This window comes from Pseudomonas sp. TE24901 (assembly GCF_054058375.1).
In genome coordinates, this window is sequence record NZ_JBSSAF010000007.1 from 313,812 (window position 1) to 336,876 (window position 23,065).

Genomic DNA, 23,065 nt, shown 5'->3' on the forward strand with positions numbered 1-23,065 from the left:
GCGCACTCCTACGGTGGGAGCGCACGAAACTGACAGATTGGATGGTCAATTGAACTGGCCGGTCACATTTAAGCACTCCCGGGCCGATTCGCCTAAGGCAACAGGTCCTCGAGACGGCCGTGCAAGCGCTGCGGCAGGTTTTCCTGGATCTCGATCAGGGCGCGCGCGATCGCACTCTGAAAGCCCTCTACACCTGCCGAGCCGTGGCTTTTTACCACAATGCCCTGCAAGCCAAGAAAACTCGCCCCATTATGCCGCGCAGGTGCCAAGTCGGCCTGCAAGCGACGCATCAATGGCAGCGCCAGGGCACCCACCACACGAGAGGCCAGATTTTGTTTGAACAATGCCTCAATGCGCGTGGCGATCATGGTCGCCAGGCCTTCGCTGGACTTGAGCAGGATATTGCCGACAAACCCGTCGCACACCACCACATCCGCCTCGCCCCGGTACACACCGTCACCCTCGACAAAGCCGACGTAGTTCAAGCCGCGCGCACCTTGCAGCAAGGTGGCAGCCAGCTTGACCTGCTGATTGCCCTTGATGTCTTCGGTACCGATATTCAGCAAGGCCACACGAGGCCGGGCCACGCCCAGCGCCTCGGCGGCGACCGAACCCATTACGGCGAACTGGAACAGGTGCTCGGCACTGCAATCGACGTTGGCCCCCAGGTCCAGCAACTGGCAATAGCCCTTTTGCGTCGGAATCGCCGCCACCATTGCAGGCCGATCAATGCCGGGCAACGTCTTGAGCACATGCCGCGACAAGGCCATCAAGGCCCCGGTATTGCCCGCGCTGACACAGGCTTGCACCTTGCCGTCACGCAGCAGCTCCAGCGCCACCCGCATTGAAGAGTCGGGCTTGCCACGCAGGGCCGCCGCCGGCTTTTCATCCATGCCGATGGTTTCGCTGGCCGGCGTAATCGTCAGGCGCGCGCGATCCACCGCCGGATGGCTGGCAATCAATTCTTCAAGGAGGGAGGGTTGACCGACGAGGGTCAGGTGCAGCGAGGGCGTTGCAGACAGGCTGGCAATGCAGGCCTGAACAATGCTGCGGGGACCGAAGTCCCCGCCCATTGCGTCAATCGCGATGACTAGAGCAGACAAGTGATTACTCGTCAGCGCCCTTGTCGATCACTTTACGGCCACGGTATACGCCTTCTGGCGATACGTGGTGACGCAGGTGAACTTCACCGGTGGTCTTTTCTACGGACAGGGTGCTAGCCTCGAGAGCGTCGTGCGAACGGCGCATGTCACGGGCGGAGCGGGATTTTTTGTTCTGCTGAACAGCCATAATTGATTAACTCCTAAACGTTTGGGTCACGCTTTAACTGCGCCAATACACTGAACGGGTTGGACCGCGTTACCTCGTCCTCGCTCGGTTCGGGCTCGTCATCGAGGCCCGCCGGCTGCTGGCATTCTTCCGGATGATGAGCAGGCACAATGGGCAAGGCGAGCAGAAGCTCCTCCTCGATCAGTGCATGCAGATCCAAAGGATCTTCGCCCAGTTCCAGCACGTCATAACCTTTCGGCAACGACTGGGTATTCGCACCCTCCTTCACCACAGCATAACTGCATTCGCTATGGATCGGCAGGGTGACCAGCTCAAGACAACGCTGGCAAACCATTTTGACTTCGGTGTCGATAAAGCTGTGGATTACCACAGACTTACGTTCATCTCGTTCAAAAACGAATTTGGCCTGCACCGTACCGACAGTGTCGGAAAGCGGGTCGCAGAGTCTCTCCAAATCGGCCAGCAGCAACTCACCTTGAAGGGAAGTGCCACGATCAGCCAATTTGCGCGGGTCAACGTGAGGTGGAATCGGGTCATTCAACATAGGCGCAGCATTATAGGGATGCACCCGGCCATGTCAAAGGAAATTCAGCCCTGTGCGTCAGCCGGTCGCCCCGCTAGAATCCCCGGCTGCCTTGAGGAGACGCCCATGCTGCCTTTATTACTCGCATCCAGCTCGGTTTATCGCCGGGAATTGCTGAGCCGCCTGCACCTGCCGTTCATCTGCAGCCCGCCGGATATCGACGAAAGCCATCGTGCAAATGAGTCTGCCGTGGAGCTGGTCAAGCGCCTGGCCGAACACAAAGCCCGCGCCCTCGCCGCCAGCCATCCAGGCCACCTGATTATCGGCTCCGATCAAGTGGCAGCGTTGGAAGGCCGCATTATCGGAAAGCCGCATACCTTTGAAAACGCCCGGGATCAGCTATTGGCCGCGAGCGGCAAGCGGGTCAGCTTCCTGACCGGCCTGGCACTGCTCAACACCCAGACCGGGCGCTGCCAGGTGGATTGCGTGCCTTTTACCGTGCATATGCGCGAGCTGGACGCTGAACGGATCGAACGCTACCTGCGAATCGAGCAGCCGTATGACTGCGCGGGCAGTTTCAAGGCCGAGGGGTTGGGCGTGAGCTTGTTTCAGAGCACAGAGGGGCCAGATGCCACCAGCCTGATCGGGCTGCCGCTTATCCGCCTAGTGGACATGCTACTCATCGAAGGCGTGCAAATCCCTTAGGCCCACCCCAAAAACAACTGTAGGAGCCGGCTTGCCAGCGATCGCAGTGGATCAGCCAATATAAATGTCGACTGGACCACCGCCATCGCCGGCAAGCCGGCCCCTACAGTTGAATCGGTGCGCCTGTCAGATCAGCGCAGGGTCGGGCCCTGGAAGCCCATATACAAGGCAAGCTTCTCTGCCACGCTGGCGCCCAGCTTCTTGGAGAAGCGATCAAACGGCGATTCCTGAACGGTGAAATCCACCAGTTCTTTCTCGCCAATCACATCCCGCGCTACCGAACTGGCACTGCCCAGGCCATCGATCAGCCCCAGCGGCAACGCCTGCTCGCCTGACCATATCAAGCCGGAAAACAGTTCCGGATGATCCTTGTCCTTCAAGCGATCCCCACGCCCCTGCTTCACGCTGGCGATGAACTGACGATGGGTCGTGTCGAGCACGCCCTGCCAGAACTGGGTTTCATCGGCCTTTTGCGGCTGGAACGGATCGAGGAACGACTTGTGCTCGCCCGACGTGTAGGTGCGACGCTCCACCCCCAGCTTCTCCATGGTGCCGACAAACCCGTAACCGGCCGCCGTGACGCCAATGGAACCCACCAGGCTGGCCTTGTCGGCATAGATCTGGTCTGCGGCGCTGGCAATGTAATAGGCACCCGAGGCGCCCAGGTCGGAAATCACTGCATACAGCTTGATGTCCGGGTGCAAGGCGCGCAGGCGACGAATCTCGTCATACACGTAACCCGACTGCACCGGACTGCCGCCCGGGCTGTTGATGCGCAGGATCACGCCCTTGACCTTGGAATCTTCAAACGCGGCACGCAGGCTGCTGACGATATTGTCGGCGCTGGCGGACTCCTTGTCGGCAATCACGCCACGCACCTCGATCAGCGCCGTGTAATTGGCGCTGCGAGCCGCGCTTTTCTCCATGTCCACCAGCGGGCTGAACAATGCCAGCATCCCCAGCAGGTACACAAAGGTCAGCAACTTGAAAAAGATCCCCCAACGCCGCGAACGACGCTGCTCCTGAACGCTGGCCAGGAGGGTTTTCTCCAGAAGCTTCCAGCTTTTGTCATCACCGCTTTCAGCCTTTTCGGGCGCCTTCCACTCGTCACTCATGCCATTAACCCCAGCAAAGACTTATCGGGCCCGGCTGAGCCAGGCCTGCAATTCGGAAAAATGATTGATCGTCAGGCGCGGTTCGTACTGCTGAAGCGCCTCGGCGGACTGAGCGCCGTAGCTGACGGCCACGCTGTCCATGCCCGCATTGCGCGCCATCATCAGGTCGAAGGAGGCATCCCCCACCATCAATGCCTGGCGTGGCGACACGCCGCAATGGGCCAGGATCTGCTCCAGCATCAGAGGGTGAGGTTTGCTGGCGGTTTCATCGGCGGCACGGGTGATATCGAAATAATCCTCCCAGCCATGGGCCTTGAGCACGCGGTCCAGCCCGCGACGGGCCTTGCCGGTAGCGACCGCCAGGTGATAACCCTCGGTGCGGAACGCCTCCATGGACTGCACCACACCATCAAACAACGGCGAAGGCGTGGCTTCCAGGGCGATGTAGTGATCGGCGTAGTGATCACGGAACGTGACCAGTTCAGCGTCGCTGATCTCGGGATATAAGGTGCGAATCGCCTCGGGCAGCCCCAGGCCAATGATGCCCTTGACCGCGTGATCGGTGCACAGCGCATAGCCGGACCGGGTCGACGCCGCATGCATCGACTCGACAATGCGGCCAATGGAATCTGCCAGGGTGCCGTCCCAATCGAAAATCAGCAGCTTGTAATCAAGGTGCGACACTCAAACGCTCCACGGTCTTGGCCCACATTTCATCGACCGGCGCCTGCAGCTTCAATTCGCCACCATCGGGCAGCGGCACGGTGAGCATGTAGGCATGCAGGAACAGGCGCTTGCCGCCCAGGTCGCGGATTTCCTTGGAGAAATCCTCGTCGCCGTATTTGGTATCGCCGGCGATGCAGTGGCCCGCATGCAGGGTGTGCACGCGGATCTGGTGGGTACGCCCGGTCACCGGCTTGGCCTCGACCAGGGTGGCGAAGTCACCGAAACGGCGCAGCACCTTGAACAGGGTCAGGGCTTCTTTGCCCTCCTCGTCCACTTCCACCATGCGCTCGCCGGAACGCAGGTTGCTCTTCTGCAACGGCGCGCGCACGCTCTTGATCGAGCTGGCCCAGTGGCCACGCACCAGCGCCATGTAGCGCTTGTCTACGCCATCGCCCCGCAGGGCGGTGTGCAGGTGACGCAACATGCTGCGCTTCTTGGCGATCATCAGCAGGCCGGAAGTGTCGCGGTCCAGGCGATGGACCAGCTCCAGCTCCTTGGCGTCCGGGCGCAACTGGCGGAAGGCCTCGATCACGCCGAAGTTCAAGCCGCTGCCGCCGTGAACCGCAATGCCGCAAGGCTTGTTGATCACGATCAGCTTGTTGTCTTCGAAGACAATCGAGGCTTCCAGGCGTTGCAGCAGGCCCTGGGCCAGCGGCACAGGCTCGTCGCGTTCCGGCACGCGAACCGGTGGCACACGGACGATATCGCCCGCCTGCAACTTGTACTCGGGCTTGATCCGGCCCTTGTTCACACGCACTTCACCTTTACGCAAGATGCGGTAAATCAAGGTCTTGGGCACGCCTTTGAGCCTGGCCAGGAGAAAATTGTCGATGCGTTGGCCGGCATATTCCGGCGAGACCTCAAGCAGCTGAACGCTGGGGGTCTGGGGGTCGGGAGTCGTCATGGCGGCGATGATAACAATTTTTTATGGAATTGAAGCACTTAATCATTGCTGCTATAGTCGCGAACGCCGCCAAAAGCGGCCTGGCCAGAGGACATGCGGCAAACTGCCGGCCCTGACCATCGCAATTCATCAGGACGCGAGGCCGTCCTACGGGGCTTTCGCCACCCTGGAAGGCTCTAGATTGTAACAAGCGCAGGTGACATGAGGCCTGAAGCGAGCGCGACACGCAGAGTGAAAACTCGCGTTCTGCGCCGATATTTACGGCCAGTTCACAAAGTGCAGTCAGTCTTGAGCCAGACCACGGCGAATGCTTCGGAAACAACGCCTGTTAAGAGCTGAGTGAGAGCGCAGTCGCCCACACCTAGTCTTGTTTAGCCATGAGCGTGGACTCCCCATTGGAGAACACGGTAAATGCCAACCCGCTGCGGATTCTGCGCGCGGCAGCACCCGAATTATCAGGGATACGTGTAGGGTGGAGATGCACAACCGTCGGACCGTGTAGCACTAGGCTTATATTTAGACGCTTCATCTCGTCCACAGTCGCCGGTTGATTCCTCCTCCTGACCTTAGCTTTTGTTGAAGTGGCGCCTGTGGCGCCGCAGCAGACAAGCAGGACGCGTCCGTCGCGCCTTTGCCCCCTCTGGGCAGATGTCGCTGGACACTGGAGTGGCCAACCACTCTTGACGCACCTGACACCGACCGTGAGAAGTCGTGTGTGCCGAACGCCGTTTCCGGCAGCCCGGAAACCGACGGTACAACATGAAAAGAATGCTGATTAACGCAACTCAACCCGAAGAGTTGCGTGTTGCACTGGTAGATGGCCAACGCCTCTACGACCTGGACATCGAATCCGGTGCACGCGAGCAAAAAAAGGCCAACATCTATAAAGGCCGTATTACTCGCATCGAACCAAGCCTTGAGGCTGCCTTTGTCGATTTCGGCTCCGAGCGCCACGGCTTCCTGCCCCTCAAAGAAATCTCCCGCGAATACTTCAAGAAAGCCCCTGAAGGCCGCGTGAACATCAAGGACGTCCTGAGCGAAGGCCAGGAAGTCATCGTCCAGGTCGAAAAAGAAGAGCGTGGCAACAAGGGCGCCGCCCTGACCACCTTCATCAGCCTGGCGGGCCGTTACCTGGTCCTGATGCCGAACAACCCACGTGCCGGCGGCATTTCCCGTCGCATCGAAGGCGAAGAGCGCAACGAACTGCGTGAAGCGCTGAACGGCCTGATCGCACCGGCCGACATGGGCCTGATCGTGCGCACTGCGGGCCTTGGCCGCAGCAGCGAAGAAATGCAGTGGGACCTCGACTACCTGCTGCAACTGTGGACCGCCATCAAGGAAGCGTCCCTGGACCGCTCCGCGCCGTTCCTGATCTATCAGGAAAGCAACGTCATCATCCGCGCCATCCGCGATTACCTGCGCCAGGACATCGGCGAAGTGCTGATCGACAGCGTTGAAGCCCAGGACGAAGCCCTGACCTTCATCCGCCAGGTGATGCCGCAGTACGCCAGCAAGATCAAGCTGTACGAAGACAGCGTACCGCTGTTCAACCGTTTCCAGATCGAAAGCCAGATCGAGACCGCCTTCCAGCGCGTGGTCGAACTGCCTTCCGGTGGCTCCATCGTGATCGATCCGACCGAAGCCCTGGTGTCCATCGACATCAACTCGGCGCGTGCGACCAAAGGCAGCGACATCGAAGAAACCGCCCTGCAGACCAACCTGGAAGCGGCTGAAGAAATCGCCCGCCAGCTGCGCCTGCGTGACATCGGCGGCCTGATCGTGATCGACTTCATCGACATGACCCCAGCCAAGAACCAGCGCGCCGTGGAAGAGAAAGTCCGCGAATGCCTGGAAGCCGACCGTGCCCGCGTGCAAGTCGGCCGCATCTCGCGCTTCGGCCTGCTGGAAATGTCCCGTCAGCGCCTGCGTCCATCCCTGGGCGAGAGCAGCGGCATCGTCTGCCCGCGTTGCAACGGCACCGGCATCATCCGTGACGTTGAATCGCTGTCCCTGGCGATCCTGCGCCTGATCGAAGAAGAAGCCCTGAAAGACCGCACCGCTGAAGTCCGCGCCCAAGTGCCGATTCCGGTTGCCGCCTTCCTGCTCAACGAAAAACGCAACTCGATCACCAAGATCGAACTGCGCACCCGTGCCCGCATCGTCATCCTGCCGAACGATCACCTCGAAACGCCGCACTTCGAAGTGCAGCGCCTGCGTGATGACAGCCCGGAAGCCCACAACAACCAGTCCAGCTACGAAATCGCCGCTGCCGCTGCCGAAGTGGAAGAAGTCCAGCCCGCCGCCGCGACACGCACCCTGGTTCGCCAGGAAGCGGCGGTCAAGACTGCACCGGCCCGTGCCAACGCTCCAGTGCCAACCGAAGCCGCCGCCCCGGTTGCCGCACCGGCCGCTCTGCCTGAGCCGAGCCTGTTCAAGGGCCTGGTGAAGTCGCTGGTCAGCCTGTTCGCCACCAAGGAAGAGCCTGCTGCACCGGTTGTGGTTGAAAAACCAGCCGCCGAGCGCCCGGCACGCAACGAAGAACGTCGCAACGGTCGCCAGCAGAGCCGTAACCGCAACGGTCGCCGTGACGAAGAACGCAAGCCGCGCGAAGAGCGTGCTCCACGTGAAGAGCGCGCACCGCGTGAAGAACGTGCACCTCGCGAAGCCCGTGAAGACACCCCGGCCGTAGCCCGTGAAGAACGTGCACCGCGTGAAGAGCGCGCACCACGCACGCCACGTGCGCCACGTGAAGATCGCAAGCCGCGTGGCGAGCGTGAAGAACGCGTGCGTGAACTGCGCGAACCTCTGGACGCGGCCCCAGCCGTTGCCGGCGCTGCCGTTGTGGCTGAAGAACGTCCGGCTCGCCAGCCGCGTGAAGAACGTGCGCCACGTGAAGAGCGTCAACCACGCGCCCCGCGCGAAGAACGCCAGCCACGTGCCGAACAGGCCGCTGCCGCCAGCGAAGAAGAAGTACTGACCGGCGAAGAGCACGTGCAGGAAGACGGTCAGGAAGGCGCCGAAGGCGATCGTCCGCGCCGCCGCTCCCGTGGCCAGCGTCGTCGCAGCAACCGTCGTGAGCGTCAGCGTGATGCCAACGGCAACGTGATCGAAGGCTCGGAAGAAGCCGGCGAGAACGCTGAAGGCACCACCCAGGAGCCAACAGGCGCCGAACTGGCTGCCGGCCTTGCCGTGACTGCTGCCGTTGCCAGCTCGGTCATCAGTGCACCTGCTGAAGCCCAGGCTCACGAGCAGGCTGAACGCGCCACTGCGGCCGTTGAAGAAACGGCTGCTGTTGAAGCACCTGTCGCCGAGGCTCCAGCAGCCGAAGCGCCCGTGGTTGAAGCACCCGTAGTCGAAACGCCAGTGGTTGAAGCCCCTGTGGTAGAAGCCCCGGTTGTCGAGGCCACTACCCCGATCGAAGCGCCAGTTGTTCCGGAAGTGGAAGTTGCCCCGGTTCAAGAAACCCTGCCAGAAGTTGAAGTGGCAGCGGTTGAGCCTGCACCGGTCGTTGAACCTCAACCAGTGGTTGAAGCGCCGGTTGTGGAAGAGGCTCCACACGTGCGCGAAGTTCGCGAAGAACAGACCGCCTTCCAATGGACTGCCGAGCCAGCTGCTCCGGTCGAAGCGCCAGCGCCTGCCCCAGTGGTAGAAGAAGCGCCTGCACCGGTTGCCGAAGTCGTGATTGCCGAGCCAGCCCCAGTGGTTGAACCGGCTCCGGTGGTTGAGCCTGCGCCGGTGGTTGAAGCCCCCGTGGTTGCCGAAGTGGCAGCCCCTGTGGTCGAAGCCGCCCCGGCCAGCGCCCTGACCGAAAACGGCCGTGCGCCGAACGACCCACGTGAAGTGCGTCGTCGTCGCAAGGAAGCCGAGGCCGCTGCAGCCGCCGCTGCTGCATTGGAAGCAGAACACGAGAGCAAGCCTCTCGCCTGAGTCCAGCCGTAACTGAAAAGCCCCGCCTGAGTGATCAGGCGGGGCTTTTTATTGGCCTCATAAATCCAAAATCCAAGACCGCCCCCAATCCCCTGTAGGAGCCCGGCTTGCCGGCGATGAGCCCCTTGAACCATGCGACATGTTCGAGGACGCCATCGCCGGCAAGCCGGGCTCCTACAGGGTCGAGGACAATTCAGGACCTGGAGGGCAGTTCAGGAGGTGGGGGTGTAGCTCAGGAGGGAGGGCAAGTCGACATCCCACAACACACCAGGGTCATCCACCGGGATCTCCCTGACAGCGCCAGCGGCAAACAGCGAGCGAGCGCCGCGATCACCCGCCAACGCCATCAACCCCGGCCCGAACGCGCGGCCAAACGCCACCGGATGACCATACTGCCCCGCCTGCACCGGGACGTGGATGCGATCCGCTTCCAGCCCCTCGACCACCTGATCGATAGTCGACGACTGAATGAACGGCATATCCCCCAACACCACCAGCCAACCGTCAGCCGGAGCACTGGCCGCCACCGCCGCCGCCAGGCTATCGCCCATGCCGGCCGATTGCAGCAGCAAGACCTCACAGCCAAAGGCCCTGGCCAATCGGATGACGTCCGCTCGTTCGGGCGATGTCACCAACAGACGCCGTGCAACCCGCTCAGGCAGATTTGCCAGCACCTGCTCGATAACCGCTCGCGTCACGCCATCCCGGCCCGTGCAATCGGCCAGCAATTTATCCTTATCCGCCCCCGCTTCAGCGCGAAAACGCCTGCCCTGCCCTGCCGCCAGCACAATCGCCGTGACTGTCACTCGGCCAGCACCGGCAGCGGTTTTTTCTGCACCGCCGCCACGCCATTCTTGATCGCGACAATTTCCGCCATCAGCGACAAAGCGATTTCCGCCGGGGTGTGGCTGCCGATATACACGCCGATCGGCCCGTGCAGGCGCGCAATCGCCTCCGCCGACAGGCCGAGCTGCGCCAGGTTTTCCCGACGCTTCTGGCTGTTGACCCGCGACCCCAGCGCGCCAATGTAGAACGCCCTGGAATTCAATGCCGTGAGCAAGGCCATGTCATCCAGGCGCGGGTCATGGGTCAGGCAGACAATGGCGGTGCGTTCATCGGTCTGGATATTCAGCACCGCTTCATCGGGCATACCCGGCACGAAGCGGCCCTGCTGCTCTTCCCAGCCGTAGACAAACTCTTCACGTGGGTCACAGATCAGCACGTCGAAGTCCAGCAGCCGCGCCATCTCGGCCACATAACGCGACAGTTGCCCCGCGCCGATCAGCAGCAAGCGCCAGCGCGGGCCGTAGATCGCACGCAGGCGTTGGCCGTCAAAGCTCACCACGTCGGTCTTGCTGGCATCGCTCAGGGTGACTTCACCGCTCTTCAGGTCCAGCTCCCGCGCAACGATCTGATGAGCTTCGCAACGCGCCAGCAGCTCAGCCACCCAGGCCCATTCCACCACGCGCTCCTCGGTCAGGCGCAACGTGCCGCCGCACGGTAAACCGAACCGGGCCGCCTCGTCGCGGGTCACGCCGTAGGTCACCAGTTGCACCGGTGGCCCGTCATCCGCCAGCCGACCGTCCTGCAGGCGCGCAATAAGGTCGTCCTCGATGCAGCCGCCCGACACCGAGCCAATCACCACCCCATCGCCGCGCAGGGCCAGCATCGCCCCTGGCGGGCGCGGCGCACTGCCCCAGGTCTGCACCACGCTGTACAGCACCACCGTTTGCCCGGCGCGGCGCCACTCCAGCACGCTGCGCAAGACATTCAGATCCACGCTGTCCATCAGGCCTTCGCCTCTTGCCAGCCCTGCAACTGGTAACGCACCGGCAGGTTGCGGATACGCTTGCCGGTGGCGGCAAAGATCGCATTGCACAGCGCCGGCGCAATCGGCGGCACGCCGGGCTCACCGACGCCGCCCAAAGGCACCTCGCCTTTAGGCGTCACCAAGTGCACCGCCACTTCCTTGGGCGCCAGTGACATGCGCGCCACCTCGTACATATGGAAGTTGTCCTGCTGGACCTTGCCATCCTTGAAGCTGATCTCGCCCAGCACCGCGTTGCCCAGGCCCATCACGCACGCGCCTTCGAACTGCGAGCGGATGCGCTCCGGGTTGATCTGCGGGCCGCAATCCACAGCAATATCGGCCTTGTGCACGATCAACGTGCCATCACCCTTGACCTCCACCTCGATCACGGCCGCCACGTACGTCACAAAGCTGTAGTGCACCGCCAAGCCCAGGCCACGGCCCTTGGGCAGCGTGCGTCCCCAGCCGGCCGCCTTGGCCGCGGTTTCCAACACGCCGCGCAGGCGTGCGGTGTCGATCGGGTAGCGTTCAGGGGATTCGCCGTAGTTCCACTCATCGCTCAAGGTCTTGGGATCGATCTGACGGTCTGGCCCCAGCAACTTGAGCTGATACTGCAGCGGATCCTGGCCGGCCTTGTGGGCCAGTTCGTCGACAAAGCTCTGGATCGCAAAACCATGGGGGATGTTCGACACTGAACGGTACCAGCCGACGCGGGTGTGGGCCGCCGCCTCGGGGTTTTCCAGGCGCACATTGGGAATCGCGTAGGCCATGTTGGTAAAGCCCATGCCCAGCTCAAAGGCCGCTTCGTGGTTCATGCCCGGCGCGAACAATGCCGTGATGCTCGGCGCCACGGTGCGGTGCAGCCAGGCCGACGGCAGGCCATCCTTGTTCAGGCCGGCCTTGAGGTACTCGGCCGACACGGTGTGGAAGTAGGAATTGTGGATGTCATCTTCGCGGGTCCATTGCACCCGAACGGCCTTGCCCGGAAATTCCTTGGCCAGCACGGCGGCTTCGATGATGAAGTCAGGCTTGGATTTGCGCCCGAAGCCACCGCCGAGCAAGGTCACGTTGAAGGTCACGTTATCGAACGGCAGGCCAAGGCGCTCGGCGATGCGCTCGCGGGTCACCTGTGGCGCCTGGCTCGGGCCCCAGGCCTGGCACTCACCTTTGTCGAAACGCGCAATGGCGACCATCGGCTCCATCGGTGACTGGGACAGGTGTGGCAAGTAGTAGGCGGCTTCCAGGGTACTGTCGGCCTCGCCCATGGCCTGGTCGAGGGTGCCGGTGTTGCGCACCACCTTGCCCGGTTTCAGCGCAGCGGCTTCCAGCTCCTTGCGATAGTCGATGGAGTTGTAGCCAGCATTCACGCCGTCGTCCCAGACAATGCTCAGCGCCTCCCGGCCCTTGATCGCCGCCCAGGTGTTGCTGGCCACCACGGCCACACCGCCCAGGGGTTGGAACTCGGAGGGCAAGGGCCGGCTTTCGATTTCCAGCACCTTGATCACACCCGGTACCTTCAACGCTGCCGAGGCATCGAAGGATTTCACCTTGCCGCCATACACTTTGGGCCGTGCGATGGTGGCATAGAGCATGCCGTCGAAATGCACGTCCGCGCCGTAGACCGCGCGCCCGTTGACGATGTCGGCGCCGTCGATGGCCTTGACGCCTTCCTTGCCGATATAACGGAACTCCGACGCTGGCTTGAGGCGCAGGCTATCCCGCGCCGGCACCGCCAGCGCGCCGGCGGCGGCTGCCAATTCGCCGTAACCCAGCTCACGGCCACTTGGCTGGTGAATCACTTTATGCAATTGCGCCCGACATTCAGCCAGCGGGACTTTCCACTGATCGGCAGCCGCTTGTTCAAGCATCGCCCGAACACTGGCACCGCAGCGACGCATTGGCTCATACCAATGGCGCATGCTGCGCGAGCCGTCGGTGTCCTGGTTGCCGTAGCGCACTTCATCGCCCGGCGCCTGCTGGACTTTCACGTGCGCCCAATCGGCTTCCATTTCATCGGCCACCACCAGGCTCAGGCTGGTGCGCACGCCCTGGCCCATCTCCGAACGGTTGCACACCACGGTCACTGTACCGTCGGTGGCGATGCTGACGTAGACCTTGGGGTCATCGATCAGCCCGTTGGGCATGGCGTCGCCGCCGTATTTCTTCACCGCATCGGCGGCGAACGCATCGGGCAAGCCCCAACTGGCGGCAATCACCAGTGCGCCGGTAGCACCCACACCTTTGAGGAAACCACGGCGGCTGAGGTTATTCAGCACGAAATCAGCAGGTAACTGGCTCATGCCTTGGCCCCCTGCAGGTGGGTCGATGCCTGGCGGATAGCTGTCTTGATACGGTTGTAGGTGCCGCAACGGCAGATGTTGCCGACCATCGCCTCTTCGATCTGCTCATCGCTGGGGTTGGGGTTGGTTTTCAGCAGAGCGGTGGCCGACATGATCTGCCCGCCCTGGCAGTAACCGCACTGGGCTACAGCCGTGTCGAGCCAAGCTTGCTGCACCACCTGGCCGATGGGGTCGGTGTGCAGGTTGTCGATGGTGCTGATGGACTGGCCTTTGACCGAGCCGATCGGGGTGATGCAACTGCGCGCCGGCGAGCCGTCGATATGAATGGTGCAGGCGCCGCACAGGCCCATGCCGCAGCCGAACTTGGTGCCGTTGTAGCCCGCCACGTCGCGAATCGCCCACAGCAGCGGCATATCCTCGGTGACATCCAGTTGATGGTCTTGACGGTTGAGTTTCAGGGTAATCATGGGCACGCCCGCCTATTCACACTGCGTTGAGGGGCGAGCCATCCGGCGCGGGAGGTGGTACTGGTTCGGTGCGCGCAGATGGGCTCAGGCTGAAGGAGGCTCTCTTGCGAAGACGGATCTTCACCGGGCCTTTGATGGAGCAATGACTTAATGTAAACCAAAAAACCCGGGAGTGATCGGGCAGAAACGCAAACGCCCCGAACAAGTCGGGGCGTTTGTGGGTGGCTGCGGCGTCAGTTCACGCCATCAGCGGCTTACTTGACGACAGGTGCAGGGCCTTCGGCCACGCCCAGGTCATCCAGTTCGCGGGTTTCCGAGATACCGGTACCGCCGGACGCCAGCTCGCTTTGCAGCTTGTCGGTGTCCAGTTCCTTGACCCACTTGGCCACAACGATGGTGGCAACGGCGTTACCCACCAGGTTGGTCAGTGCGCGGGCTTCGGACATGAAGCGGTCGATACCCAGGATCAGCGCCAGGCCGGCAACCGGCAGGTGGCCCACGGCCGACAGGGTGGCAGCTAGCACGATGAAGCCCGAACCGGTCACACCTGCAGCGCCTTTGGAGGACAGCAGCAGCACCAGCAGCAGGGTGATCTGGTGGGTGATGTCCATGTGGGTGTCAGTCGCCTGGGCGATGAACACGGCAGCCATGGTCAGGTAGATCGAAGTACCGTCGAGGTTGAAGGAGTAGCCGGTTGGAATCACCAGGCCTACTACGGATTTCTTCGCGCCCAGACGCTCCATCTTGATCAGCATGCGCGGCAGTGCGGATTCGGAGGAGGACGTACCCAGTACGATCAGCAGCTCTTCACGGATGTAGCGAACCAGCTTCAACACGCTGAAACCGTGCGCGCGGCAGATGGCGCCCAGCACCACGACCACGAACAGGATGCAGGTGATGTAGAAGCAGATCATCAGCTGGCCCAGTTGCACCAGGGAACCCACACCGTAGGCACCGATGGTGAACGCCATGGCGCCCAGGGCACCGATTGGCGCGAGCTTCATGATCATGTTGATGATGTTGAACATCACGTGGGCGAAGCGATCGATGAAGTCCAGTACCGGCTTGCCGTAGGCACCCAGGCGGTGCAGGGCGAAACCGAAGATCACCGAGAACATCAGCACTTGCAGGATGTCACCGTTGGCAAAGGCGCCGACGATGGTGTTCGGGATCACGTTGAGGATGAAGCCGACAACGCTCTGGTCCGCACCTTGAGTCACGTAGGTGGCGATTTTCGACGCATCGAGCTTGGTGACATCGACGTGCATGCCGGCGCCCGGCTCGATCACGTTGACCACGACCAGGCCTACCAGCAGGGCGATGGTGGAAACGATTTCGAAGTACAACAGCGCGTAGCCGCCGGTCTTGCCGACCGATTTCATGCTTTGCATGCCAGCGATACCGCTGACAACGGTGCAGAAGATGATCGGGGCGATGACCATTTTGATCAGCTTGATAAAGCCGTCACCCAGTGGCTTGAGGGCCACACCGGTCTGCGGGTAGAAGTGACCGAGCAAAATACCGATAACGATTGCAACGATCACCTGGAAATACAGGGATTTGTACAGTGGCTGACGAGTCGTCATTGCAAAGTTCCTCAATCGTCCCGTGTGGCAAAGATCCGCCATTGCCCACGACACTTGAATTGCGAACCCTCCTGCACTGGAGGGATTTGTTGTTTGCGAGGTCCTTGAAAGCAGGCCTGCGCTGTAATCCTTATCGCAAACGCCGTGCCACTTTGCCGAAAAACCCTGAAGGCCTTTAGACATCAGGGCTTGAGGTTTTCACACCCTCGCCAGCCCATCCAAGGAGGTGGCGGATTTCCGCCCGCAGGCCCAATCTTGTCCTACAAAATGGCGGATATCCGCCTTGTCGCCCTGGCAAGTGATGGCTAACATCCGCCATTCCATGGACGAGGCCCTCACATGCGTGAACGCACCATCGCCAGTCACTACGCCCGGGCAGCCCTCGGGGGTGCGCGCCGGGCGGGTTTCGACTACTCAGGCCTTTTGCAGCAGGTGGGCATCCCCCCCGAACTGCTGACCGAACCCCGCGCCCGCATAGCACCGGAGCAATTTACCCGGCTGTTGCAAATGCTCTGGCTGGCGCTGGACGACGAGTACCTGGGGTTTGCCGAAGGCCCGAGCAAACGCGGCACCTTCGCCATGATGTGCCATGCGCTGATCCACTGCCGCACCCTGGAGAAGGCTCTGGAACGCGGCTTACTCTTTTATAGTCTATTCCCGCAGGGTCCGCGTTGGCAGCTGACAAGAGAGGGCGACATGGCCCGCTTGAGCCTGGACGACTCACAGCTGTGGGACCCGGACCACTTCCTCAGCGAATGCCTGCTGGTGATCTGGCATCGCCTGGGCAGCTGGTTGATCGGCCAGCGCATTCGCCTGAACCAGGCCACGTTCAGCTACCCGATGCCGGCCCACGCGGGCGAATATGACTTGCTGTTCCCCTGCCCCCATGTGTTCGGCGCTCCGAACAGCAGCCTGGTATTTCCCAGCCGCTACCTGAGCCTGCCGCTGCTGCAGGACGAACGCACCCTCAAGCATTTTCTCGAACGCTCCCCGGCCGATCTGCTGTCCCGCCCGGACGAGGGCGACAGCCTGAGCAGCCAGTTGCGCCGCTTGCTCAGCCGTGACCGCACGCCCTGGCCAGACCTGGAGGCCGTGGCCCAGCACCTGCACATCAGCCCGCAGACCCTGCGCCGACATTTGCGCGAAGAAGGCACCAGTTTCCAGGCGCTCAAGGATGAGCTGCGGCGGGACATCGCCATCTATCATTTGGGGCGGGCAGATCTGTCGCTGCAGGAGATTGCCGAGCAGCTGGGGTTCTCCGAACCGTCGGCGTTTCATCGGGCGTTCAAGAAGTGGACCGGAGTGACGCCGGGGGCGTATCGGGCGCAGGAGAGTTAGGAGTGTGTTGGCAGGGCCGGCCTTATCGCAGGCAAGCCAGCTCCCACACTCGATCGCGTTCACAATTCAAAATGTGTGTGAACGCATTAACTTTATTAGCCGGCTTGCCGGCGATGGCGCTAGATGACTGTTGATGCGACTGACGCTTTCGCGAGCAAGCCCGCTCCCACATTCGAAGGGGTTCACCGTTCAACATGTGGGAGCTGGCTTGCCTGCGATGAGGCCAGCACGGTCAATAGAGATCACACCGCCGGAAAATGAATCTTGAAGGCCGCCCCACCCAAAGGCGAATCCCCCAAGGTCAACCGCGCGCCGTAGCTTTCGATGATGTCCTTGACCACCGCCAGCCCGATCCCCTGCCCCGGGTGCTGACGGTCCAGGCGCTCGCCCCGCTGCAGGATCCGAGCACGCTGGTCGGGCGGTACGCCCGGGCCATCGTCTTCAATGCACAACTCAGTGCCCTCCAGGCTTTCCACCAGGCTGATGCGCACTTCGCTCAGGCACAGGCGGTAGGCGTTTTCCAGCAGGTTGCCGAGCATTTCGAGCAAGGCGCCCTTCTCGATCGGCACATCGCATTCTTCGGGCAGTTCAAAGGCCACGGTCACACGCTTGTCGCGGTACACCTTGTCCAGCGTGTCGCACAAGCTTTGCACCACCGGCTCCAGGCGCACCTGGTGGCGCACCAGGCCGCTTTTGCGCAGGCTGGCGCGCTGCAATTGATAGCCGATCTGCTGGCTCATGCGTTCGATCTGCGATTGCAGCACCCAGGCCTGGCCACGGTCTTCCGGGCGTTGGGCCATGTCTTCGCTCACCCCCTGCAACACCGCCAACGGGGTTTTCAGGCTGTGGGCGAGGTCGTCCAGGGAGTCGCGATAACGTGCGCGCTGTTCACGCTCGCTGTGCAGCAGGCGGTTGAGCGAGCCGGTCAGGCGCAGCAATTCACGCGGGTGTTCCTCGCTGAGGCTTCCACGGGTGCCGCCTTCGATCTGGTCCAGTTCCTGGCTCAGGCGCCGCAGGGCTTGCAAGCCCCAGGTCAGGCCCAGCCACAACAGGGTCAACAGCACCAGCAGGGCCGCGCCGAACCCCAGGTAAAGGTTCTCGCGCAGGCCTTCGAGGGTCAGCTGGTATTCGCGCACCGGTTGCAGGGCCACGATACTGAACGCCGCGCTCTTGCCGCCCAGCAGCTTGACCTCCACGTCATACACGAAGAATTCCTGGCCATTGGCCTCGCGAATCCGCGCAAATTCGTTGCCGCGCCCGTCATAGCGCGGCTTGTAGTTGATGTTTTCTTCCTGGGTGGCGCGGGAACGCCACACCAGGTGGCCTTCGCGGTCGTAGATATAGCCGAGCAGGCGGCTATCGGTGAGGTTGAAGCGTTCGTCCGGCAACTGCGCCGGCATCAACAGGCGATTGTTTTCAACGCGCGCCGCTGAAATCAGCGTGGTGACATCCGACGCCAGGCGCTGCTCAATGGAATCCTGCAGCGCCAGGCTGAACGCCCCTTGCATGGCGGGCAACAAACCGAGCATGAACAACACGGCCAGGGTGGCGGCCGCCAGCATCAAGCGCACACGAAGCGAGCGAATCAACGGCAGCGCTCATTGAACAGGTAACCCAGGCCGCGCACGGTATCGATCGGCTTGAAACCGGCCGGGCCTTCCAGCTTGCGACGCAGGCGACCGACCAGCACTTCGATGACATTCGGATCACGCTCGTCGTCATCGGGATAGAGCTGTTCCATCAGGCGGTCCTTGGCGACCACCTGCTGGTGGTGACGCATGAGGTATTCGAGAATCCGATACTCGTACGCGGTCAACGCCAGCGGTTGTTCATCCAGGGACGCCTGCTTGCGGTTGAGGTCCAGCAGCAACGGGCCGGCGACGATGGTCGACTGGGTAAAGCCGCTGGAGCGACGCAGCAAGGCGTTCATCCGCGCCTCCAGCTCTTCGAACTGGAACGGCTTGACCACGTAGTCGTCGGCGCCGGCGGCCAGGCCTTCGACCTTGTCCTGCCAGTTGCCACGGGCGGTAAGGATCAGGATCGGGAAGGTCTTGGCCTGGGTGCGCAGTTGGCGGATCAGGTCCAGGCCGCCCATGCCGGGCAGGCCCAGGTCGATGATCGCCAGGTCATGGTTGAATTGCCCGGTCTGGTACAAGGCTTCTTCGGCGTTGGCCACGGCTTCGACCACGTGCCCGCTGTCGGTCAGGCGGGTAAACAGGTGATGACGCAGCAACGCCTCATCTTCTACCACCAGCAATTTCATAAGGCTCTCCAAGGCGATTCAACTGTCCGACAGAGGGATATCATAGCGGCCCTGCAGGTCTTGCGGGCGCAGTTTAATGCCATTGTATTGGCCCGTCAGGTGTTCATAACCGGTACGGTAGGCCGGTTGCGGCGTGACGAGGCCCAGGGACTGGCCCCACGGCGCGGCCTGGCTGCCCGCTTCTTCAAAGCTGACACGCTGGATCAACGTGCTGGATTTCTTGGTTTTCTCGCTACCGAATGCCGCAAAGGCGCCATCGGACGCCTGGACGCCAGCAGTGGCACTGAGCATGGATAACGCCAACATCAGCTTTTTGATCGCAGTCATGGGGCTTACCTCTACGCGTTTTGGCTGTAGGGCCAGACTACGCAGGCGCCCCTGAACTCCCCCTGAACGGGCTCTGAACCGGGCCTGAACCGCTGCGGGCTATCCTCTGGCGCGCCAACTGAAGCAAAATACCGCCCATGACGCCCCTACCCGCTTGCTGCACCCCACTCGACGCCCATTGGCCGCTGCCCGACCCTTTGCCGGATACGGTGTTCCTCAGCACCCGCTTCGACCCCACCCTGCTCGCGCAGGGCGACTTCCTGCGCTGCGCCGTGCCGCCCCCGGCCAGCATCCAGCGCTCGGTGGCAAAGCGCCAGGCCGAATTCCTCGCCGGCCGCCTGTGCGCCCGCGCAGCGCTGCAACAGCTTGATCAGCTGGACTGCGTGCCCGCCATCGGCGACGACCGCGCGCCGGTCTGGCCGGCGCATATCAGCGGCTCCATCACCCACAGCACCGGGCATGCGGCAGCGATTGTCGGGCACAAGGCGCAGTGGCGCGGGCTGGGGATGGACCTGGAGAATGTGCTGAGCCTGGAACGGGCGGAGCGCCTGGCCGGGGAAATCCTCACGGTTGATGAGCTGCAACGCATGGCCACCGTGCCGCGTGAGCAGATTGCTTTAGGGGTGACACTGACGTTTTCAGTAAAGGAGAGTTTGTTCAAGGCGCTCTACCCTATCGTGCAGAAACGCTTTTACTTTGAGCATGCCGAGGTGGTGGAGTGGTCGGAGGATGGCCGGGTGCGGTTGCGGCTACTGACGGACTTGTCCGAAGAATGGTGCCATGGCAAGGAATTGGTGGGGCAGTTTGCGGTGGACGGGGAGCAGTTGTTGAGTTTGGTGGCTGTGGGCGCCTGATAGAGTGCTTTCGCGAGCAAGCCCGCGCCCACAGTTGACTGCATTCCAACGCTGGAACTCGGTCGAATGTGGGAGCGGGCTTGCTCGCGAAAGCAGTATCAAGTTTTATCCTGATCCCGCGGCCAACTCAGGCTGAAGCACGCCCCACCCAAATTGTTGCTCTTGCCTATCAACGCCCTTCCGCCATGCCAATAAATGATCCGCCGCACAATCGACAGGCCCAGCCCGTGCCCGCCAGAGGCCCGCGTGCGGCTGTCGTCCAGGCGCAGGAACGGCGTGAAGATGCGCTCCCACGCGCTTTCCGGCACGCCGGGGCCGTCGTCTTCCACATCGATGCGGCAACGCACCTGGCCCACCTGGTAACTGATCAACACCTGGCCCTGGGCATGACGCATGGCGTTGCTCACCAGGTTCTGCAAGGCGCGGTGCAGGTAACGCGGTTCGGCGTCGACCCACGCGTCATCCCAATGCGCCGATGACAGGCAGATACCGCGACTCACCCTGACCTGCGGACGCAGTGGCGATAATTCGCCGATCACCTGATCAAGCAACGCGCTGAGGTCGACGCGCTGGAAATTCAGCTCCGGCGCCCCCTGCTCCAGGCGGGCATAGGTGAGCATTTCATCCACCAGGCCATCGAGGTCCTGGATATCGCTGTCCATGCCGTCCAGGTATTTGCGCCGCGCTTCGGCGGTGGTGGCGTCGCCGACCATCTCCAGGCCGAAGCGCAGGCGGGCTACCGGTGTGCGCAACTCGTGGGACACCGCGCGCACCAATTCGCGCTGGATCGCCAGCAATTGCTGCAAATGCTCGGCCATGCCATTAAAGGCTGCCGCCAGGCGCCCTACCGAATCAGCGCCCCGGGCCGGTACGCGTACTTCCAGGTTGCCCTTGGCAATGCGGGTGGCCGCCGCCTCCAAGCCCCTGAGGCGCCGTTCGAGCTGACGCACCAGTAAATAGACGATCAGGCCAATCAGGGTCAGGCTGATCAGCGCGATCAGGATCAACCATTGCGGCGGGTACGGGTTCATCTGGTACAGCGGGCCGATCTCCAGCACCCACGGCGTGCCGACCATGCCGGCAAACACGCGGATCGAATCGCCGCCCTTGCCCAGGGCCATCACCGTATCGCCCTCCGATACGCGGCGACGCTGGTCGTCGTCCATGTCGGCCTCATCCGGGGTCATGAGGTGCATGTCAAAACCAAAGCCTTTGGCCTCTTTTATGTCCGCCAGCTTTTGCGGCTGCTCGGCGACGGGAAAGCGCACCAATTCGTCAGCCAGCAAGTAAATAGTGGCGCGGGCCAGTTGCTCGCTGATTTGCTGCACTTCACCGGTGAGCACCCATTGTTCCCCCTCGCTGACCAGACGCAATACCCGCGCCGCATGAGGCCCGGTCTGCTCCACCAGCACCTGCCCACGTTGCAGGCGACTGCGCTGGCTCAGGTCCAGTTGCGCATCGGCCAGGGGGCGCAATTCCAGAGGAATTCCCAGCAAGCGCTCCCACACCGCCAAGGCGCGCTGGCGTTCGATGGCGCTCATGGGTTGCAGGTTGTCGCCCATCAAGGCAAAGGTGCCGTGGGCCAGGCGCTCGCGGTACTGGCCGCTGCGCACCTCGTTGAGCAGGTGCAAGGCCAGCACACCGAGCAGTGCCACCAGGATCAGCGCGGCGCACATGCCGCCATAGATGCGCAGGAAGATCGAGTTCACAGCGACAGGTCAGCGGCGGCTTCGGGGACGAACAGGTAGCCTTTGCTGCGGATGGTCTTGATCAAGCGTGGATGGATCGGGTCGTCGCCGATCTTGGGCCGGATGCGCGAGATACGCACATCAATGGAGCGGTCCTGGCCGTCATAGCCAATGCCACGCAGGGCGATGAAGATTTCTTCGCGGGAGAGGATGCGCCCGGCATTCGCCACCAGCAGCCACAACAGGTCGAATTCGGCGCTGGTCAATTCGATACCGCCTTCATGCAACCAGGCTTCGCGCAGGGCGTTGTCCACCACCAACGGGCCGAATTGCAGGCGGCGCTGGTTTTCCACGCTGGCCGGTTCGCTGCGCCGCAGCAAAGCCTGGATACGCGCCAGCAACAGGCGTGGGCGCACAGGTTTGCACACGTAGTCGTCGGCGCCCATGTCCAGGCCGAGGACCTGGTCCATGTCGTCGGTGCGCGCGGTCAGCATCAGGATCACCCCGTCGTAGCGTTCGCGCACCTTGCGGCAGATGCTCAAGCCATCTTCCCCGGGCAGCATCAAGTCGAGGATCACCAGGTCCGGCTGTTCGGCGACGATGCGTGCCGCCGCCCGCGCCCCGTCACTTTCCACCGAAACGCGCAGGCCGTTGCTCTCCAGGTAATCCCGGGTCAACTCGGCCAGTCGCTCGTCGTCCTCGACGATCAGTATTTGCCAGGCTTCTTGCTCCACGGGGGCTCCTTGTTTTTATAAGAGATTCTTTCGTGTGGAAGCGAACTCCCACAGGCTTGATCTTCGCCCGGCCTACCTTATTTGTAATGTTTTGAGGGCATAAAGGATGTCGATTGTAGCCACGGGCCAGCCCCCTGACACAAGCCTGGAAATCCATTCGGTGATCGCGTTTTTTTGTGATAGGGTTCGCGCCCTCAAAAATCCAACCGGCTGTTTTTACCTTGGAATATTCAGTGACAAACGGCCGAATCCAGCAGTAGTGCGGCCTACACGGGTGTTCCACGTTTCATACACATTTTACCCACAGCGTTATCCACAGGTAGTGCGTTGCTAAGCCCCCGAAAACGCATTATCTTGTACCTCGGCGCTAAAAAAACCCTACATGTAGGGTTTTAAGCGAAAAACCAAACACAGATCAGACAAGAAATTCAAGAGGTTTCTTGCGCCCGTTTGGTTGAACCAAAGCATTTTTTGAAAGCCCAAACCGCGCACGCGGATGGCAAGCGTT

General features: G+C 62.0%; 20 protein-coding genes. 4 read left to right on the top strand and 16 right to left on the bottom strand.

What is annotated here, in order from left to right:
* Window positions 1-92: 92 nt before the first annotated feature.
* The 3 genes from plsX to ACVWVP_RS16660 are packed head-to-tail and all read right to left on the bottom strand — an operon-like array spanning window position 93 to window position 1,834.
* The gene (gene plsX / locus ACVWVP_RS16650) at window positions 93-1,103 is read right to left on the bottom strand and encodes a phosphate acyltransferase PlsX (protein ID WP_457407221.1); all 1,011 of its coding nucleotides are present in this window, start codon (window positions 1,101-1,103) and stop codon (window positions 93-95) included.
* A gap of 4 nt (window positions 1,104-1,107) precedes the next feature.
* Window positions 1,108-1,290, bottom strand: a complete 183-nt coding sequence (gene rpmF / locus ACVWVP_RS16655) for a 50S ribosomal protein L32 (protein WP_003179396.1) — start codon at window positions 1,288-1,290, stop codon at window positions 1,108-1,110.
* A 13-nt stretch (window positions 1,291-1,303) separates the two neighbouring features.
* A complete protein-coding gene (locus ACVWVP_RS16660; protein WP_010566563.1) occupies window positions 1,304-1,834 on the bottom strand; it encodes a YceD family protein in 531 nt (176 codons plus the stop codon).
* A gap of 105 nt (window positions 1,835-1,939) precedes the next feature.
* Between ACVWVP_RS16660 and ACVWVP_RS16665 the strand changes: the two genes are divergently transcribed.
* On the top strand, window positions 1,940-2,518 hold the full coding sequence (locus tag ACVWVP_RS16665) for a Maf family protein (protein WP_457407223.1): 579 nt from the start codon (window positions 1,940-1,942) through the stop codon (window positions 2,516-2,518).
* A gap of 131 nt (window positions 2,519-2,649) precedes the next feature.
* On the opposite strand, the gene ACVWVP_RS16670 is transcribed toward ACVWVP_RS16665, so the two are convergent.
* The 3 genes from ACVWVP_RS16670 to rluC are packed head-to-tail and all read right to left on the bottom strand — an operon-like array spanning window position 2,650 to window position 5,263.
* Window positions 2,650-3,633, bottom strand: coding sequence for a S49 family peptidase (locus ACVWVP_RS16670; RefSeq protein WP_178923486.1), 984 nt, complete (start codon window positions 3,631-3,633; stop codon window positions 2,650-2,652).
* A 21-nt stretch (window positions 3,634-3,654) separates the two neighbouring features.
* Window positions 3,655-4,317, bottom strand: coding sequence for an HAD-IA family hydrolase (locus ACVWVP_RS16675; protein ID WP_178923488.1), 663 nt, complete (start codon window positions 4,315-4,317; stop codon window positions 3,655-3,657).
* Window positions 4,304-5,263, bottom strand: a complete 960-nt coding sequence (gene rluC, locus ACVWVP_RS16680) for a 23S rRNA pseudouridine(955/2504/2580) synthase RluC (RefSeq protein WP_178923490.1) — start codon at window positions 5,261-5,263, stop codon at window positions 4,304-4,306. Before rluC ends, ACVWVP_RS16675 begins: the two co-directional genes overlap by 14 nt.
* A gap of 759 nt (window positions 5,264-6,022) precedes the next feature.
* Between rluC and rne the strand changes: the two genes are divergently transcribed.
* The gene (rne, locus tag ACVWVP_RS16685; protein WP_457407226.1) at window positions 6,023-9,190 is read left to right on the top strand and encodes a ribonuclease E; all 3,168 of its coding nucleotides are present in this window, start codon (window positions 6,023-6,025) and stop codon (window positions 9,188-9,190) included.
* A 212-nt stretch (window positions 9,191-9,402) separates the two neighbouring features.
* On the opposite strand, the gene ACVWVP_RS16690 is transcribed toward rne, so the two are convergent.
* The 5 genes from ACVWVP_RS16690 to ACVWVP_RS16710 all read right to left on the bottom strand — a co-directional run bounded on the left by ACVWVP_RS16690 (window position 9,403) and on the right by ACVWVP_RS16710 (window position 15,353).
* Window positions 9,403-9,996, bottom strand: a complete 594-nt coding sequence (locus ACVWVP_RS16690; RefSeq protein WP_457407228.1) for a nucleotidyltransferase family protein — start codon at window positions 9,994-9,996, stop codon at window positions 9,403-9,405.
* Window positions 9,993-10,979, bottom strand: a complete 987-nt coding sequence (locus ACVWVP_RS16695; RefSeq protein WP_457407231.1) for an XdhC family protein — start codon at window positions 10,977-10,979, stop codon at window positions 9,993-9,995. Before ACVWVP_RS16695 ends, ACVWVP_RS16690 begins: the two co-directional genes overlap by 4 nt.
* Window positions 10,979-13,300 carry a molybdopterin cofactor-binding domain-containing protein gene (locus ACVWVP_RS16700; protein ID WP_457407233.1) on the bottom strand — a complete coding sequence of 774 codons (2,322 nt, stop codon included), beginning with the start codon at window positions 13,298-13,300 and terminating at the stop codon, window positions 10,979-10,981. Before ACVWVP_RS16700 ends, ACVWVP_RS16695 begins: the two co-directional genes overlap by 1 nt.
* Window positions 13,297-13,767 (bottom strand): (2Fe-2S)-binding protein, encoded by a 471-nt coding sequence (locus ACVWVP_RS16705; protein WP_457407236.1) that lies wholly within the window; start codon window positions 13,765-13,767, stop codon window positions 13,297-13,299. Before ACVWVP_RS16705 ends, ACVWVP_RS16700 begins: the two co-directional genes overlap by 4 nt.
* A gap of 254 nt (window positions 13,768-14,021) precedes the next feature.
* Window positions 14,022-15,353 (bottom strand): dicarboxylate/amino acid:cation symporter, encoded by a 1,332-nt coding sequence (locus tag ACVWVP_RS16710; RefSeq protein WP_178923502.1) that lies wholly within the window; start codon window positions 15,351-15,353, stop codon window positions 14,022-14,024.
* Window positions 15,354-15,692: 339 nt separating this feature from the next.
* Here ACVWVP_RS16710 and ACVWVP_RS16715 point away from each other — a divergent pair, with 339 nt between their 5' ends.
* Complete coding sequence (locus tag ACVWVP_RS16715) at window positions 15,693-16,691, top strand: AraC family transcriptional regulator (protein ID WP_178923504.1); 999 nt, start codon at window positions 15,693-15,695, stop codon at window positions 16,689-16,691.
* 242 nt (window positions 16,692-16,933) lie between these two features.
* Here ACVWVP_RS16715 and ACVWVP_RS16720 read toward each other — a convergent pair whose 3' ends face one another.
* Genes ACVWVP_RS16720 through ACVWVP_RS16730 form a run of 3 tightly spaced genes read right to left on the bottom strand, consistent with a single transcriptional unit; the run spans window position 16,934 to window position 19,281 of the window.
* Entirely contained in the window at window positions 16,934-18,280 is a 1,347-nt protein-coding gene (locus tag ACVWVP_RS16720) for an ATP-binding protein (RefSeq protein WP_178923506.1), read from the bottom strand.
* Complete coding sequence (locus ACVWVP_RS16725) at window positions 18,277-18,954, bottom strand: response regulator (RefSeq protein WP_010208358.1); 678 nt, start codon at window positions 18,952-18,954, stop codon at window positions 18,277-18,279. Before ACVWVP_RS16725 ends, ACVWVP_RS16720 begins: the two co-directional genes overlap by 4 nt.
* Before the next feature lie 18 nt (window positions 18,955-18,972).
* A complete protein-coding gene (locus tag ACVWVP_RS16730; protein ID WP_259173087.1) occupies window positions 18,973-19,281 on the bottom strand; it encodes a hypothetical protein in 309 nt (102 codons plus the stop codon).
* Between the two features lie 137 nt (window positions 19,282-19,418).
* Here ACVWVP_RS16730 and ACVWVP_RS16735 point away from each other — a divergent pair, with 137 nt between their 5' ends.
* Window positions 19,419-20,135: a 4'-phosphopantetheinyl transferase family protein gene (locus tag ACVWVP_RS16735; protein ID WP_457407241.1), complete on the top strand. Its 717-nt coding sequence runs from the start codon at window positions 19,419-19,421 to the stop codon at window positions 20,133-20,135.
* Between the two features lie 98 nt (window positions 20,136-20,233).
* On the opposite strand, the gene ACVWVP_RS16740 is transcribed toward ACVWVP_RS16735, so the two are convergent.
* Both ACVWVP_RS16740 and ACVWVP_RS16745 read right to left on the bottom strand, forming a co-directional pair.
* Window positions 20,234-21,844 (bottom strand): ATP-binding protein, encoded by a 1,611-nt coding sequence (locus ACVWVP_RS16740; protein WP_457407243.1) that lies wholly within the window; start codon window positions 21,842-21,844, stop codon window positions 20,234-20,236.
* Window positions 21,841-22,557: a response regulator gene (locus ACVWVP_RS16745; protein ID WP_178925524.1), complete on the bottom strand. Its 717-nt coding sequence runs from the start codon at window positions 22,555-22,557 to the stop codon at window positions 21,841-21,843. The genes ACVWVP_RS16740 and ACVWVP_RS16745 overlap by 4 nt, the downstream gene beginning before the upstream one ends.
* Window positions 22,558-23,065 lie beyond the last annotated feature (508 nt).